At 62.2% G+C, this 14,302-nt stretch carries 13 protein-coding genes; 1 reads left to right on the forward strand and 12 read right to left on the reverse strand.

From position 1 onward, the window contains the following. Positions 1–251: 251 nt before the first annotated feature. Positions 252–1,715, reverse strand: a complete 1,464-nt coding sequence (locus tag VGB22_05515) for an aldehyde dehydrogenase family protein (GenBank protein HEX9750727.1) — start codon at positions 1,713–1,715, stop codon at positions 252–254. Positions 1,716–1,957: 242 nt separating this feature from the next. Continuing rightward, positions 1,958–2,749 carry an enoyl-CoA hydratase/isomerase family protein gene (locus VGB22_05520; GenBank protein ID HEX9750728.1) on the reverse strand — a complete coding sequence of 264 codons (792 nt, stop codon included), beginning with the start codon at positions 2,747–2,749 and terminating at the stop codon, positions 1,958–1,960. A gap of 187 nt (positions 2,750–2,936) precedes the next feature. Here VGB22_05520 and VGB22_05525 point away from each other — a divergent pair, with 187 nt between their 5' ends. Further along, entirely contained in the window at positions 2,937–4,085 is a 1,149-nt protein-coding gene (locus VGB22_05525) for a FlgD immunoglobulin-like domain containing protein (protein ID HEX9750729.1), read from the forward strand. 307 nt (positions 4,086–4,392) lie between these two features. On the opposite strand, the gene VGB22_05530 is transcribed toward VGB22_05525, so the two are convergent. From VGB22_05530 to VGB22_05575, 10 genes are all read right to left on the reverse strand, one after another. After that, positions 4,393–4,827, reverse strand: a complete 435-nt coding sequence (locus tag VGB22_05530; GenBank protein ID HEX9750730.1) for a DUF2203 domain-containing protein — start codon at positions 4,825–4,827, stop codon at positions 4,393–4,395. Continuing rightward, on the reverse strand, positions 4,817–6,232 hold the full coding sequence (locus VGB22_05535; GenBank protein ID HEX9750731.1) for an FAD-linked oxidase C-terminal domain-containing protein: 1,416 nt from the start codon (positions 6,230–6,232) through the stop codon (positions 4,817–4,819). Before VGB22_05535 ends, VGB22_05530 begins: the two co-directional genes overlap by 11 nt. Before the next feature lie 38 nt (positions 6,233–6,270). After that, complete coding sequence (locus VGB22_05540) at positions 6,271–6,771, reverse strand: 3-isopropylmalate dehydratase small subunit (protein ID HEX9750732.1); 501 nt, start codon at positions 6,769–6,771, stop codon at positions 6,271–6,273. Next, positions 6,768–8,030, reverse strand: a complete 1,263-nt coding sequence (locus tag VGB22_05545) for a 3-isopropylmalate dehydratase large subunit (protein ID HEX9750733.1) — start codon at positions 8,028–8,030, stop codon at positions 6,768–6,770. Before VGB22_05545 ends, VGB22_05540 begins: the two co-directional genes overlap by 4 nt. 93 nt (positions 8,031–8,123) lie before the next feature. After that, a complete protein-coding gene (locus tag VGB22_05550; protein ID HEX9750734.1) occupies positions 8,124–8,645 on the reverse strand; it encodes a hypothetical protein in 522 nt (173 codons plus the stop codon). A gap of 6 nt (positions 8,646–8,651) precedes the next feature. After that, complete coding sequence (locus tag VGB22_05555) at positions 8,652–9,161, reverse strand: hypothetical protein (GenBank protein ID HEX9750735.1); 510 nt, start codon at positions 9,159–9,161, stop codon at positions 8,652–8,654. A 193-nt stretch (positions 9,162–9,354) separates the two neighbouring features. Next, positions 9,355–9,771: a secondary thiamine-phosphate synthase enzyme YjbQ gene (locus VGB22_05560; protein HEX9750736.1), complete on the reverse strand. Its 417-nt coding sequence runs from the start codon at positions 9,769–9,771 to the stop codon at positions 9,355–9,357. Further along, positions 9,768–11,465, reverse strand: a complete 1,698-nt coding sequence (locus VGB22_05565) for an AMP-binding protein (protein HEX9750737.1) — start codon at positions 11,463–11,465, stop codon at positions 9,768–9,770. The genes VGB22_05560 and VGB22_05565 overlap by 4 nt, the downstream gene beginning before the upstream one ends. Before the next feature lie 70 nt (positions 11,466–11,535). Further along, positions 11,536–12,813 (reverse strand): HDOD domain-containing protein, encoded by a 1,278-nt coding sequence (locus VGB22_05570; protein HEX9750738.1) that lies wholly within the window; start codon positions 12,811–12,813, stop codon positions 11,536–11,538. A gap of 220 nt (positions 12,814–13,033) precedes the next feature. Continuing rightward, complete coding sequence (locus tag VGB22_05575) at positions 13,034–14,299, reverse strand: ribonuclease H-like domain-containing protein (GenBank protein HEX9750739.1); 1,266 nt, start codon at positions 14,297–14,299, stop codon at positions 13,034–13,036. Between the last annotated feature and the right edge of the window lie 3 nt (positions 14,300–14,302).

Raw genomic sequence — 14,302 nt, forward strand, 5'->3', positions numbered from 1 at the left:
GCGAAATGATCCTCGCACGCGCCGCACTCCGATGGTGGGATCGGTCTGACACCAACCCCGTCGATCTCAACTACAGGATCGCCATCGCTTGATAACCTTCACCGATCAACTGACGACAAACGGGTTTTTCAACACGCCCCAAGGTCCGGGCCACCCCTGCGCGCCACCTTTTGGGCCACAATTCTACGGCATTCGTAAGTATGCTGCGACTGGGACTATGTCAAATCACTTTGCGCACTAACCGACCATCCCTACCCCATCCCTACCCACACCGTCTTGGTTTGCGTGTAGTCGTGGAGGGCGGCGGCGCCGAGGTCGCGGCCGTAGCCGCTGTGCTTGTAGCCGCCGAAGGGCGCGGCGGCATCGTAGAGGTTGATCGTGTTGACCCAGACTGTGCCGGCTTTCGCGGCGGCGGCGAAACGGTGCGCTTTGCCGATGTCGCGGGTCCAGACCGCGGCGGCCAGGCCATAGGGGGAATCGTTGGCGATTGATGCGGCGGCTTCGTCGTCGTCGAAGGTGATGACCGCGAGGACCGGGCCGAAGATTTCCTCGCGGGCGATGCGCATGTCGTTGGTGACTTTGTCGAAGATGGTCGGCTCAACGAAATAGCCGGGATTGCCCGCGACACGTTTGCCGCCCATGACGAGTGAGGCGTTGTCCTCTTTGCCCGCGTTGATATAGCCGAGGACTTTTTTCATCTGCGTTTCGGAGACGAGTGCGCCCATGCGGCACTTGGGATCGAACGGGTCGCCGGGGGTGAATCGTGATGCCTTGGCGAGGACTTTCTCCATGAGTTCATCGTGGACCTTGCGATGGACGACCAGACGCGACCCGGCGGCGCAGACTTCGCCTTTGCCGTAGAAGATGCCGTTGAGCGTGCCGCGCATGGCGGCGTCGAGATCGGCATCGGCGAAGACGACATTGGCCGATTTGCCGCCCAATTCGAGCGTGACGCGCTTGAGCGTGTCGGCGGCGCGTCGGGCGATCTCACGTCCGACTTCAGTGGAGCCGGTGAAACTGATTTTGTCGACCTGCGGATGCTCGACCAACGCGCGTCCGGCGGTCGGACCGTAGCCGGGGACGATATTGAGCACGCCGGGCGGAAGTCCGACTTCGCGTGCGATGTCGGCGAATTCGAGCGCGGTCAATGGGGTTTGCTCGGCGGGCTTGAGGACGACGGTGTTGCCGCAGGCGAGCGCCGGGGCGACTTTCCACGAGACCATGAGCAGCGGAAAATTCCAGGGGATGATCGCCCCGACCACGCCGATCGGCTCGCGGCGTGTGTAGACGAAGTCGCCGCCCGCCACCGGGATGGTCTCGCCGTGGATCTTGTCGCACCAGCCCGCATAGTAACGGAACACATCGACTGCCTGCTTCAGGTCGATCTGCGCTTCGAAGATCGGCTTGCCGTTGTTGAGGGTCTCCAGTCGCGTGATTGTCTCGGCGCGCTCCTGCAATTTGTCGGCGATTGTCCAGAGCAGCCGTCCGCGTTTGGCGGCCGACATCGCGGGCCAGTCGCCGGAGTCGAAGGCGCGCCGCGCTGCTTGTACGGAGACATCGATATCGGCAGCGTCGGCTTCGGCGACATCGGCCAGTGGTTCGGCATTGATCGGGCAGATCAGTTTGATGCGTTTGCCCGACTCCGCGCCGGTCCATTCGTTGTTGATGAACAAGTCGGTGAAGCGGGGTTTCGTTTCGATGGCGGCGGTGGTCACGTTTGCGGCTCCCTGAGTTTCACTCTGTGTACGGTAAGTGAGCCAAAAGCAGATTCCTCACCCCCTCCGTCCCGCGCCGGAGGCGCGGGCCGCGGGGGATTCGGAATGACATTGGTGGTTTTCTTTTCATCAAATTGATGGCCCAGCGCCGCGGATCTTCAGACCCGCGCCTTCGGGCGCCTCACCGCAGGCAATCACGGCCCTAAAGGGCCGTGGCACCAATAGCACACTACCACGCACCACTATTGCGCGCCCGAGAACTGCGCGACGCGCTTCTCGACATAGGCGGTCAGCCCTTCGCGCGCGTCCTTCGACATGAACAACTGCTGCTGCAGTTCGCGTTCGATGGCCAGTCCCTCGGAGAAGGGCACCTCGCAGCCGGAGCAGACCGAGCGCTTGATGCGTCCGACCGCGCGCGATGCCTTGGCGGGCGGCACGAACTGGCGCGCGTAGGCGTAGACCTCGTCCATGAATCCTTCGCGCGAGAAGATGTCGGTGATAATCCCCATCTCCTGCGCTTCCTCGAATGTGAAGGTGCGTCCGGTGCACATCAATTCGATGGCGCGCGACTTGCCGACGACGCGTCCGAGACGCTGGGTGCCGCCGGTGCCGGGCAGTACACCGAGCGTGACTTCGGGCAGGCCGATCTTGCCGGCGTCATGGCGGGCGATGCGGATGTCGGTCGCCAGCGCGATCTCCAGCCCGCCGCCGACGGTGTGGCCATTGAGCGCGCCGATCACGAGCTTGGGGGTCTGCTCAAAGCGGTTGAGGGTCTCGTTGGCGTGCAGGCAGAAGTAATATTTGAATTCGGGATCGGCCTCGCTGAGCATCTTGATGTTCGCGCCCGCGGAGAAAAACTTTTCGCCGTCGCCGGTCAGGACGATCACGTGAACGTTTTTGTCGAAGCGCGCCTGCAGGATGGCCTCGTCCAACTGCCGCATCATCTCGTAGGTGTAGGTGTTGGCAGGCGGATCGACCATGGTGATGGTGGCGATCCCCTCTTTGACATCGTAGCGGATCAACTCCTTGCTCATTGCGGCCTCCTGGGACATCGTCAGAGTTTGTGTTTGCGACATAATCCGTAATTTATTGTGCCCCAATCACAAAAGTCAACACGCGGCCCCGCTGCGGCATTGGCCGGACGCTGCTAAAGGGATCAAGGGACCGGACTTGGCGATTCGGTGCGTATAATACCGGGGGGTTACTTCGGGCATTGCTACCATGCGACAGTTTACGCGCGGCACACTCCTCGGGATCGGTCTGACGCTGGCGCTGGCGGCATCGGCGGCGGCGCAGGTGACGGTTCGCATTTCGGATGCGGCGATCCAGCCCGGGGAAGAGTTCGCGCTCGATGTGACGATGGAGAATGACGTTTACGTCGGCGGCTGGCAGATGGTGTTTCGCTGGAGCAGCGATGTGATCCGCTGCGATTCGGTCGTCGTCGATTCCAATTCATTCGATGCGCGTTTCTATACGGACGTCGCGCCCATCGACTATGCCGGACGCGTAACGATACTGGCGTTGCTTCCGCCGTTCACGTTTCCATTACCGGAAATCCCGCCCGGGGACCATTCGATGGGGCGGCTGTACTTCTCCAGCCAAAGCGGGAGTTTCAATCAAAATGTGTTTGTCGACAGTGCGATTGTCGAACTGGTGCCTGGTTTTTACTTGCAGAGCAATCTCTCGACGCCCGACGGGCTCCTGCTGTATCCGGTGATCATACCCGGTGTCATCACAATCGGCAATCCCGGGCCGGTCGTGATCGCGGTTTCGCCGTCTGAACTGAGCTTTCGAGGGGAATTCGGCGGATTTGATCCCGATGCGCAGATACTCAACATCACATCGCCCAGCGGGGTCGATTTCAACTGGACGGCGCAGTGGTCTGGCAATTGGCTGGATGTGCTGCCGTCACTGGGCAAGACACCCGCTTTGCCATCGGTCGCCGCCAGCGTGTTTGCGCTGCCGATCGGAGCGTACGCCGACACGATCTGGATTTCATCGCCGTTAGCGGTGAATTCGCCCGTGCCGGTTCCGGTCACGCTGGAGGTCGATTCGGCGGCTCCACCGCCGCCGCCGTCCGGATTTGCGCTCATGCAGAATCGCCCGAATCCGTTCGTGACGTATCACGATCCCGATACGGAGATTCGCTTTTCACTGGAGCAGACCGACAATGTCTCGATCGTCATCTATGACATGCTCGGGCAGCGAATACGGACTCTCTACTCACGCTCGGGGCTGTCGGCGAACGACTACGTGGCCCGTTGGGATGGGCGCAACGATCACGGGCAGCAGGTGGCATCGGGGCATTACTTCTATCGCATGGTGACATCGCGCGGGTCGGTGACCAAGCGGATGACGGTGATCAAGTAGACAGTGGGAGATTGCTGCTCCTCGCACGAGCGAAACAGGGGTCAGCCCAAGGGCTGACCCGCACAGCTTAGCGTCGGGGACACCCATCGCTTCGCTCCCCTCGCGTCCGCTCGGGACAAGCAGGACAAGCGGCACGCCGTGCCCCTACTGATTTGATTGAAAAGCAGATTCTTCGTCCTTCTCCCGCACTTCGTGCGGGATCAGTCTTCAGAATGACTGACTGGGCTGTGCTTCTGGATTGGAGTGCGGGTCAGCCCAAGGGCTGACCCGCACTGGTAATTTGTTTGGCGGGCTTGCGTGGGACGTGCTACAGCGGTTGGCGGCCTTTGTAGCCGGCGTCGATCTCGTGCCAGTGCGTGATCGACTTCTCCCCCAGCTTCCAGCAGAGAAAGACTTCGCGTCCGTCCCGCATGTGGGGGAAGTCGACTAAGCCATTGAGGTCCTTGATGACGATCCCGTTTTTCTCGAGGGTTCCGAGCAGTGCGGCGATGGATTCGGATCGTCCCAGCAGTTCGCTGCCCTTGCGACTGCCGCCGTTGCCGCCCGAGGATTCGTGAAGGGCATCGAGTTCATCGGCATCCTCGCCGAGATCATCGCGAATGGCGTTAACGCGTTCGAACACCGACAGCACCTGCGGGAGCAGGTCGTTGGCTTCCTGCAGGGAGAAGTGGCGGTCGAATTGAGGCATCGCAAGAGTGGAGCGCGTCTTTAGCGCTCCGGTTCCGAATGTACTACGAATCATCCCCGTCGGGAACCATCTTCCCGGGATTGAGGATGCCATTGGGGTCGAAGGCGTGCTTGAGGCGTCGCATCAGCGCCAGCTCGACGGGAGACATTGCGATCGGCATGTAGCGTTTTTGGACCCAGCCGATGCCGTGCTCCCCGGAGATGGCGCCGCCCATCGCGACCACGCGTTCGAAGAGTTCGGTAATGGCGCCCGGCAGTCGTTCGTCCCACTCCTGGTCGCTGAGGTCGCGTTTGAGGATGTTGACGTGCAGGTTGCCGTCACCGGCGTGGCCGTAGGTGATCGCAAAGAGTTTGTGACGGCCGCAGACGTCGCGGACGACACGCACCAGTTCGGGCAGCCGCGCGCGCGGAACAACCGTGTCTTCTTCTTTGTAGATTGAGACGGACTTGACCGCTTCGCCGATGCCGCGCCGCATCATCCAGAGTTCATCCATGCGGGCGCGATCCTCAGCCAATAAGACATCGCGGGCCCCGGCGTTCAGGCAAATCTCGCCGACCGCTTCCGCCTCTTGCTGAAGCAGCGCCATGTCATTGCCGTCGAGTTCGATCAGCAGGTGCGCTTCGGCATCGGACTGGGGGAATGACTTGCCGAACTTCGCTTCGGCGCAGCGGACGGCCGCGCCTTCGAGATATTCGGCGGCCGAGGGCATCAGCCGGTCCATGAAGATTTGTGTCAATGCCGTGGCGGCGGCCTCGCCGTCGTCGAAAGGCGCGACCAGCATGACACGATGCTTCGGCAGGGGGATCAGCTTGAGCGTGATCTCGGTGACAATTGCCAGCGTTCCCTCGGAGCCGACCAGGAGCTGGGCGAGATTATAGCCGGTCACGTTCTTGAGCAACTTGCCGCCCCAGCGAATCAGCTCGCCATCGGGAAGCACGGCTTTGACGCCGATGACATAGTCCTTGGTGACGCCGTATTTGAGCGCGCGCGGGCCGCCGGCGCACTCAGCGACATTGCCGCCGATAAAGCATGAACCCCGGCTGGCCGGATCGGGCGGATAGAACAGCCCCTTCGCTTCGACCGCCTCCTGCAAGACTTGTGTGATGACTCCGGGTTCGACGACGGCCGCGAGGTTGTTGGTGTCGATTTCGATCAGCTTCTTCATCCGATCCAGCGACAGCGACACACCGCCGTGCACCGGCAAGGCGCCGCCGGACAGGCCGGTGCCGGCGCCGCGCGGCGTGACCGGAATCCGCCGCTCGTTGCAGTGGCGCATGATCGACTGAATCTGATCGGCCGATTCGGGGCGCAAGACGACGTCCGGAGGAAAACACAGGTCTTCGGTTTCATCGGCGCCATAGATGCGGCGGTCGGTTTCGTCGGTGATGACGAATGCAGCGCCGCATACCTCCCGGAACACGGCCAGATCGTCGTCAAGAAGCCGATTGAATTGTGGCATCAGACGATACCGAATCGGTACGAGCAGTGGGTGCCGGCTTAGACCAGATGGAAGTCGCCGTGCTTTTGGATGTGCGCGACCAAGCCGCCGTCGGCGAGGATTTCGGTCATGATCGGCGGCAGCGGTTCGAAGGTTCGTTCGAAGCCGCTGGTGCGGTCAACCAACCGTCCGGCGCCGAAATCGATCTGGAGGTCGTCGCCTTCGTTGATTCCGGATGTGTCGACTTCGATCACCGGCAGGCCGACATTAATCGCATTGCGGAAAAAGATTCGGGCGAAGGACTTCGCCAGCACGGCGCGCGCGCCGGAGAGCTTGATGATCACGGGCGCCTGCTCGCGCGAGGAGCCCATGCCGAAGTTGTCGCCGGCGACCACGAAGTCCCCGGGCTTGACGCTCGCGGCGTAGTCGGCGCGCGCATCTTCGAGCGTGTGCTTGACCAGCTCGGGCATGTTGGAGAGCAGATGCACATAGCGTCCGGGGAAAATCAGATCAGTCGAAATGTTGTCGCCGAAGATCCAGGCGCGTCCGGTGTTGCTCATGCCAGCACCTCGCGCGGATCGGTGATCACGCCGGTGAGGGCTGAGGCGGCGCAGCAGGCGGGTGACGCCAAATAGATGAACGCTTCGGGGTTGCCCATGCGTCCGCGAAAATTACGGTTCATCGTCGAGAGACAGTTTTCGCCGTTGCCGAGAATGCCGGTCTGCACTCCGGGGCAGGCGCCGCAGCCAGGGGAATTGACCAGACCGCCCGCCTCGATGATCGAAGTCCACAACCCTTCTTTGAGACCCTCGAGATACACCTGACGCGACGCCGGTGTCGCCACCAGGCGCGTACCCTTGGCAATACGATGTCCCTTGAGGATGCCGGCGGCGATCCGGAAGTCTTCGACGCGGCCATTGGTGCATGTGCCCAGGTAGATTTGGTGCACTTTGACGCCCCTGGCCTTCTTGTCATTGACGCCGACGACCAGATCAACATTGTGCGGCAGGGCAATCTGCGGCTCGAGTGTGCCGACATCGACGGTCATCTCGAAACGGCAGGGCGCATCGAGTTGCGGGGTGAGCGACTGGTAGTCCTGCGGACGTCCCTGCTCTTCGAAGTAGCGCCTGGTCATCGAGTCGGAGGGCATCAATCCGCACTTGCCACCGGCTTCGACCGCCATGTTCGGCATCACGGCGCGTTCGTGCAGTTCCCATTCGTCGACGGCGGGACCGACGAATTCCATCGAACGGTATGTCGCGCCGCCTGAGCCGATCGCGCCGATGATGTGCAGCATGACGTCTTTGGAGTAGACGCCTTTGGGCAGATGCCCCTTCAGGACAAAGCGCATGGTCTCCGGGACGCGCAGCCATGTTTTGCCGAGGTACATCGCCACCGCGACATCGGTGGAACCCATGCCGATGGCCAGCGCACCGACCGCGCCGCCGGTGCAGGTGTGGGAGTCGCCGCCGATGATGATGTCCCAGGGACGGGCGAAGCGCTCCATGACGATTTGGTGGCTGATGCCCTCGCCGACATCGAGCAGCTCGACGCCCCATTCGTCGGCGAAGTCGCGCACGGTCTTCTGTTCGTTTGCCGATGCCACGGTCGAGCTGGGGGAGGCATGATCGAGGAAAAAGCGCACCTTCTCCGGCGACTTGAAACCGGCAAACCCGAGCTTGCCGAGCTGGGAGATCGCCAACGGGCCGGAGAGATCATGCGCGAAGACCTGATCGATTTCGACCATCACGATCTGGCCGGGGCGTACGGTTGTCCCCGTTTTCTTCGAGAGTATTTGTTCAACAAGCGTTTGCGGCATGTCACTCATCCTACCCTGATACGAGACTGAGTCGGAACTGAAGGGCGCAGTATATCCAGATGCCGCCCTTCCAACAAACGGTTTTCGGGCCAATCATCCGACTGGTGCGGCGGGCTCGGCGGTTCGACTGCGCTCACCACAAGCGGTGATGAGCGATGCCGTCCGGTCGAACAATCGCGCGTTGCGGTGGAAGGCGCGAAACTCGGTGACACCGGTGTAGCAGCCCAGGGCGATTGTGACTGTCCCCAACGTGTAGTGCACCCAGCCGGGAATCGGGCCGAATACAGTGCCGCCGCCGGCAATCGGAGTCGCGGTGGCCAGCAATGCCAGGATGTATCCGCGACCGGCGACCCGGCGTTTGAGCGATTCGGCTTCGGCGGCAATCTCAGTGTCCAGGCCATGGCGTGCGCAGGCATTGACCAATGCGCGCCGCATTCCGTAGAAGTAGTAAATCGTCATCACCTGCGCCAACGAGAACTCCAGCGAGGCGATCACCCCGGCCGTGAAGTGAAAGTCCGGGGTGAACGCGCCCGGAAACAGCCAGCGTGAGACGCCGACGAACGCCATCCCGGCGAGACCGAACCACTTGGATGCAATCAGGAGGATGGCCAGCATGAGTCTCTACGGGCCCGGTGTCACGAGACGGTACGTCATCTCCATCACTTCGACTGACGGAAGATTGCCGAGTGCTCGTGCCAATGCGGCGACGAAAGAGAAACGGGTGTCGTACCGCAGCCGCACCGACCACGCGTTCCATTCCCCGTCGATGCTGATGACCCACTGACCATCGACCCAATCCATCGTGCCGATGAGGTTGGCAAACTTCGGCTCGCTCCAGTGCACGAGATACGATTGACCGGCTGCGGCCGGCAAAACCTGCCCCCATCCGCGTGACACGACGACCGTATCTTTCGTGCGTACCAGCGTGCGGCGCAACTCCAGCCCGTTCCCGGATGAATCGGGGCGGATGGCAATGGTGTCGCTGAAGTCGTTCATGAAGTACCGTCCTTCGCCGACCCAGATGCTGCCAGGCGCATCGATGAAATGGGCGATGAGATCGGTCCGGAAATTCCCAAGTGAGTCCTGAGCAGGGGACGACTGCGCCAAGCAGACGACAGCGAGAACCAACACCGCAAGTATGGCTCTGACGCGTCTTCGCCGCGGTCGTGCCGGGATCGTTTTCATAGCTCACTTCACGCGAACTTCGGGCTTGCCTCACCCCAACCCACTCACACAGGGAGCGGGGGCGACATCTTCTCCCATCGGGTGGAGTCGCCACAGGCGATCAAACATGATACCAATTCTGATACTCGCCGACGCATCTCTACTCCCCGATGATCTGCACTCTCACAGAGCGTTGTCGCGGGCGATTGTCGAATTCCAGAAACACGATCTGTTGCCACGTTCCCAACAGCGGCCTGCCTTCGGACACCGCCGTGGTGAAGGACGTGCCGATCAACGCCGAGCGCAAGTGGGCATAGCCGTTGCCGTCGCCCCATGTCTTGTCGTGTTCGTAGGAAGCTCCGGACGGGATCAGCTTTTGCATGAGGTCGGGCAGATCGCGCTGGAGACCGGGTTCAAATTCGATGGTGGTGACAGCGGCAGTCGAGCCGACGGCACAGACGGACACCAGACCCTCTTTGATCCCGCTGACGTCGATTGCCGTGGCCACGCGTTCGGTCAGATCGACGATGTGCCCGTCCCCGGTCGTTTCAAACCGGATCGATTCGGAGCGAGTCATGATGTCAATTGGTCCGCTCGCGACAATTCGCCCAGTGTCAGGTGGCGTCTGATCTTGCGCGTGCTCGTGCGTTCGAACGGCTCCATGCGGACGGTCCATTCGACAACACGTTTATACGACGCCAGGTGCTCTGCGGATCGTTTCACGGCGGCCCCGATGCAATCGGCGATTTCGGATTCGGTGAGCTGGCGCGATTCATCCTCACCGGCCAGCCACTCGTGATCGGGCACGATAATCGCCGCGACGACTTCTCCGGCGCGGCCGGGACGTTTGTGCGCGTAGACGAGCGACTCGAGGATCTCCGGCTGGGCATCGAGCACGGACTCGACCTCCTCAGGATGAATGTTTTTCCCCGCACCGGTCACGATCACGTTTTTGGAGCGCCCGACGATCCGCACGTGGCCGTCGGAGTCCAGCGCACCGTCATCGCCGGTCAAAAGCCAGCCATCACTCAGGACGGCATCGGTCTCGGCCGGGCGCTTCCAGTAGCCGCGCATCACCATCGGGCCGCGCACGGCGATTTCGCCGTTGCCGTCGGGATCGGGATGATCGATGCGGACCTCGACGCCCGGCAGCGGCAAACCGACAGTTTCGTAGCGATAGGACTTCGGCCGATTGAAGGTCAGGACCGGAGCGGCCTCGGTGAGGCCATAGCCCTGCAGCAATCGGATCCCCAGAGTATCGAAGAATTCGGCGACCTCGGGAGTCAACGCTGCCCCGCCTGACGCCAGCAACCGCAGAGAATCCAGTCCGCCCTTGCGGCGCAATGGGCGAAACAAGGGCCGTCCGGCACCACGCAGGCCGAAGCGTCGCGCCAGACGGCTGACACCCTTCAGCGCACCGACGATCGAGCGGCCGGCTCTGCCGCGTTCTCGGATCCGGCGTTCGATGGCGAGCATCATCTTCTCGAACAGCAACGGAACGCCGAGGATTACGGTCGCCCGCATCGCCCTGAGATCGGCAATGATCTCGTTGGATTTCAGACTGCGCGCATAGGCGACCTGCGCTCCGATCGAGAGCGGGTACAAAAACCCGGCGGTGCATTCGTAGGCGTGGTGAATCGGGAGCACCGACAACAGGAGATCGTCGGAATACAGCAGTTGCATTGCGCTGATGGCGGCGATGTCGCTGGAGATGTTGGCGTGCGTCAGCATCACCCCTTTGCTGGTGCCGGTGGTGCCGGACGTGTAGATGATGACCGCCAGGTCATCGGGGCTGACCGTTGGCGGCGGCATGGTGCCGGAAACCGACAGATCCTCCAGTCGCGGCCAGATGGAGGAAAGGGAAACGATTCGGGTCATCCCGGCCAGACTCCGAAACAGCTCGATGTCGTCGGCGATGAGGAACTGCGCCTCGCCGTCGGCGAGGATGCCCTTGACCTCGTTGACAGTCAGGAGCGGATCGATCGGCAGCACGACTGCGCCGGCCCACAGTGCCCCCAAGTAATTCAGCCCCCAAACGAAGCGGTCGGCGCCGCGGATCGCGACATGGGCGCCGCGCACGACGCCGCGATCGGTCAGACGCCCGGCGATCGTTGTGACGGCTGCCTGAAGCTGCAAATAGGTGACCGGCTCGAATCGGGCATCGACCCATCGCCACAGGGCGGGCCGGTCGCGGTATTGCTTCGCCCACGACTGCATCAGTTCAGGGATCGTCGGGTACGGTCCGGCGAGAACCGGCTGCATCGGCGCCATGGGCGTATTATACGCCCGACAGCAACGGGAGGGAATACGGATCGGCGCGACGATTGCGACGCGTGCGTGCTTATCGGCGGAGCATTGCCGCCACGCGGCGTTTGACCTTGTCTTCGATGTCGAGGATTTTGGCGCGGTCGTGGTAGGAGACGACGTCGTATTCGCGGAGCTGCTTCATCTCGTGGAGGACGGCACTGATGCTGCAGACCGCGCGTTCGATCATTTTCATCGACTCAATCAGCTTGCCTTCGGGATCGAGGTATTGGCCCTTGCGGATCGCCACCTCGACGAGTTCGGAATGCCCCATGATCGTGGTCGTGGCATTGTTGATGTAATGCGAGTATGTCGCGCAGATGGCATCGAGGATTTGGCGGGCGAACTCATCTTTCTTGGCGCTGGGTGAATTCATGAACAGCGCTTCCATCTGGGAGGAGATGCGATACAGTTCGCGATTGGCACGTGCCAGGATCATGATCGGTGATTCGACGGGAATGTCCAGATGCGCCGCCAGCGCCGAAAGATTCTCGGCGACCCAGCGGTCGACATTCTCGAGGTCGGAGGAACGCACACCGAGCACGGCCATCAGGTGGTGCTTTTCCTCCAATTGCGCGCGCGAGACGGACGGACGGGATTCGATCCCCTGATGACCGATCGTGTCGGCCAACGCGACGATGAGGGTCAGTTTCCCATAGCGGGGACCGTCCTCGGCAAGTACCGAATCGTGGTGGTGAGCGGCGGCCTCGACGAAGGCATCGGGCAGGCCCCATTTTGCAAACAGCAGCTCGGCGGCCTGCTGGTGATCGATCCCGAAGAGCCGGCGCTCGGCGGCGCACCAATCGTCGTCGGGTGTTGCCGCGGCGACGAACGCACCATACTGCGACCCGAAGGCCCGGGCCATGATCAGCAGCCCCAGGTCATGCAGCAGCCCGGCAACGAACGCTTCTTCCTGCGGCTGGTGTCCGACGCGTGACGCCAACAGTTGCGCGATGCCCGCGGTTTCGACGCAGTGCTGCCAGAAGCGTCGCATATCGAAGGCCGGCGGCGTCCCGTCGTCGTCGAACACACTGTGGATCGCCGTCGAGAGCACCAGCGATTTGACCGAGCGGAATCCCAACAGCACGACCGACTCGTGCACGGTCGTGACCTGCCCGCGGCGCCCGTACAATTCGGAATTGGCAATCCGCATCAATCGCGCGGCGGTGGGCGGATCTTTCAGGATGATCCGGCTTAGGTCATACGTGGTCGCGTCCGGCGAATCGCAAACGCGCAGAATCTCGCTGAGCGTCTGCGGAAATGTTCCGAGCTCGTCGATGGAGAGGATTTGGTCGCGGATTTCCGGACTGATCATGCGCTGATCCCGATGGCAGTTGGCGTTCCCGTTGAGTCCGGCAGCGGAGTCAACGTCCTCCACTTTCTTATCGGCTGCAGCGGATCGATCCTCAAGAGGCATAACACATTGTCCCGACGCCTCTTAGTGTCCGGGGCGGCTCCGGTCCGTCCGCGACAAAAGCTTGGACGCTGCTTGGGGGATGCTGATGTGCCGAGTGGCTGTGCCGTGGTACTGTGCGTCAATGTCCAAGCTGCGTCAGTCGTCGCTGCAGACGAGCGCGACGGTGCAGAAAGCGGGCTCTCCAAGTCTCAGCATCGACGCCGAGGGCGCCGATGGTATCCCGGAATCGGATCGATTCCAGTGCCGCGTCGACCAGACGGAGCGCGCCGGAATAATCGCGCAGCCGATGTTCGAGATGCTTGGCGATTTCCTCGCAAACGTCGACGCGCTGCGGGTCCAGTCCGGCAACCTGTCGCCACTGTTCATGCGCTTCGTCGTAGGCGCGGGCCCGTTTCAACGTGCGCGCGCGCAGTTCCCGCGACTCGACGCGCTGCGCATTGTCCAGGATTCGGCGATCCACCTCGTCGAGAGCACTCAGGGCGTGGCTGAATCGCCCCTTGCGCAGCCAATACCGCGCCAGCGACAGCAGGTCGGTCGGGTCGCCCAGCGACGGAGACTCGGGCCGGGTGCGATCCGACAGCCAGAGATGGCAGACGAACAGAGAGACGACATCGAGACGGTTGTGCTCGAACACGTGAAACAGTCGCGGGCTGACTCCGCCGCGCAAGTATTCGAAATACACTTCCGGCACCTCGCTGCCGGGTATGTCCTCGACGCGCGCGAAGCGCAGAATGCGTTCCTCGACGTTGCCGAGCGAACAGTCGCCGATGCGCCGTTTGAAAAGCGCGCGTGTCGGATGCAGCAGATCCAGGTGCGGCAGATTGCGGAACGCGGGATCGAACCGCCAGAAGCGAAATCGTCCCTCCAGCAACGGACCATCGAACGCGGCGCCGTTGTAGGTGACCAGCGCCTCGGCCACAGACAGGCGTGCGGCCAGGGCGCCGATCAGCGCCGGTTCGTCCGCGGGCTCGGGGAGGAAGTATTGCTCGACGACGAATCGATCCTCCCTCACGAAGCCAAGAGCGACCAGGAAGGCGAGAGTCCCCGCGCCGCCGGACAAGCCGGTCGTCTCGCAATCGAGATACACGAACTTGTCGCGACCGAATGCACGATTGTCGGCACCCAACGGAAACTGCAATCCGTCAGAAGCCGCCCTCTCGAACAAATCCCCAACCAGGCACTCTCCCCACGGCGCACAGGGATCGTGGACCAGTGAGCGCAGCCAGTAACGTCCGGTTGAGGATACGACCTCGCGCGCGCCGACCGATTCCGCCGTCCTCAAGAGAGGACCTGCGACGATCCGTCCGGGCTCCGGAGACGGTATGGCGGACAGCGAACGTCCGATCCGTTCCAACCGTTCCCGAAATTGCGCGGCCGAGTCCATTCA

The organism is Candidatus Zixiibacteriota bacterium (assembly GCA_036397555.1).
Classification (GTDB): Bacteria; Zixibacteria; MSB-5A5; order WJJR01; family WJJR01; genus DATKYL01.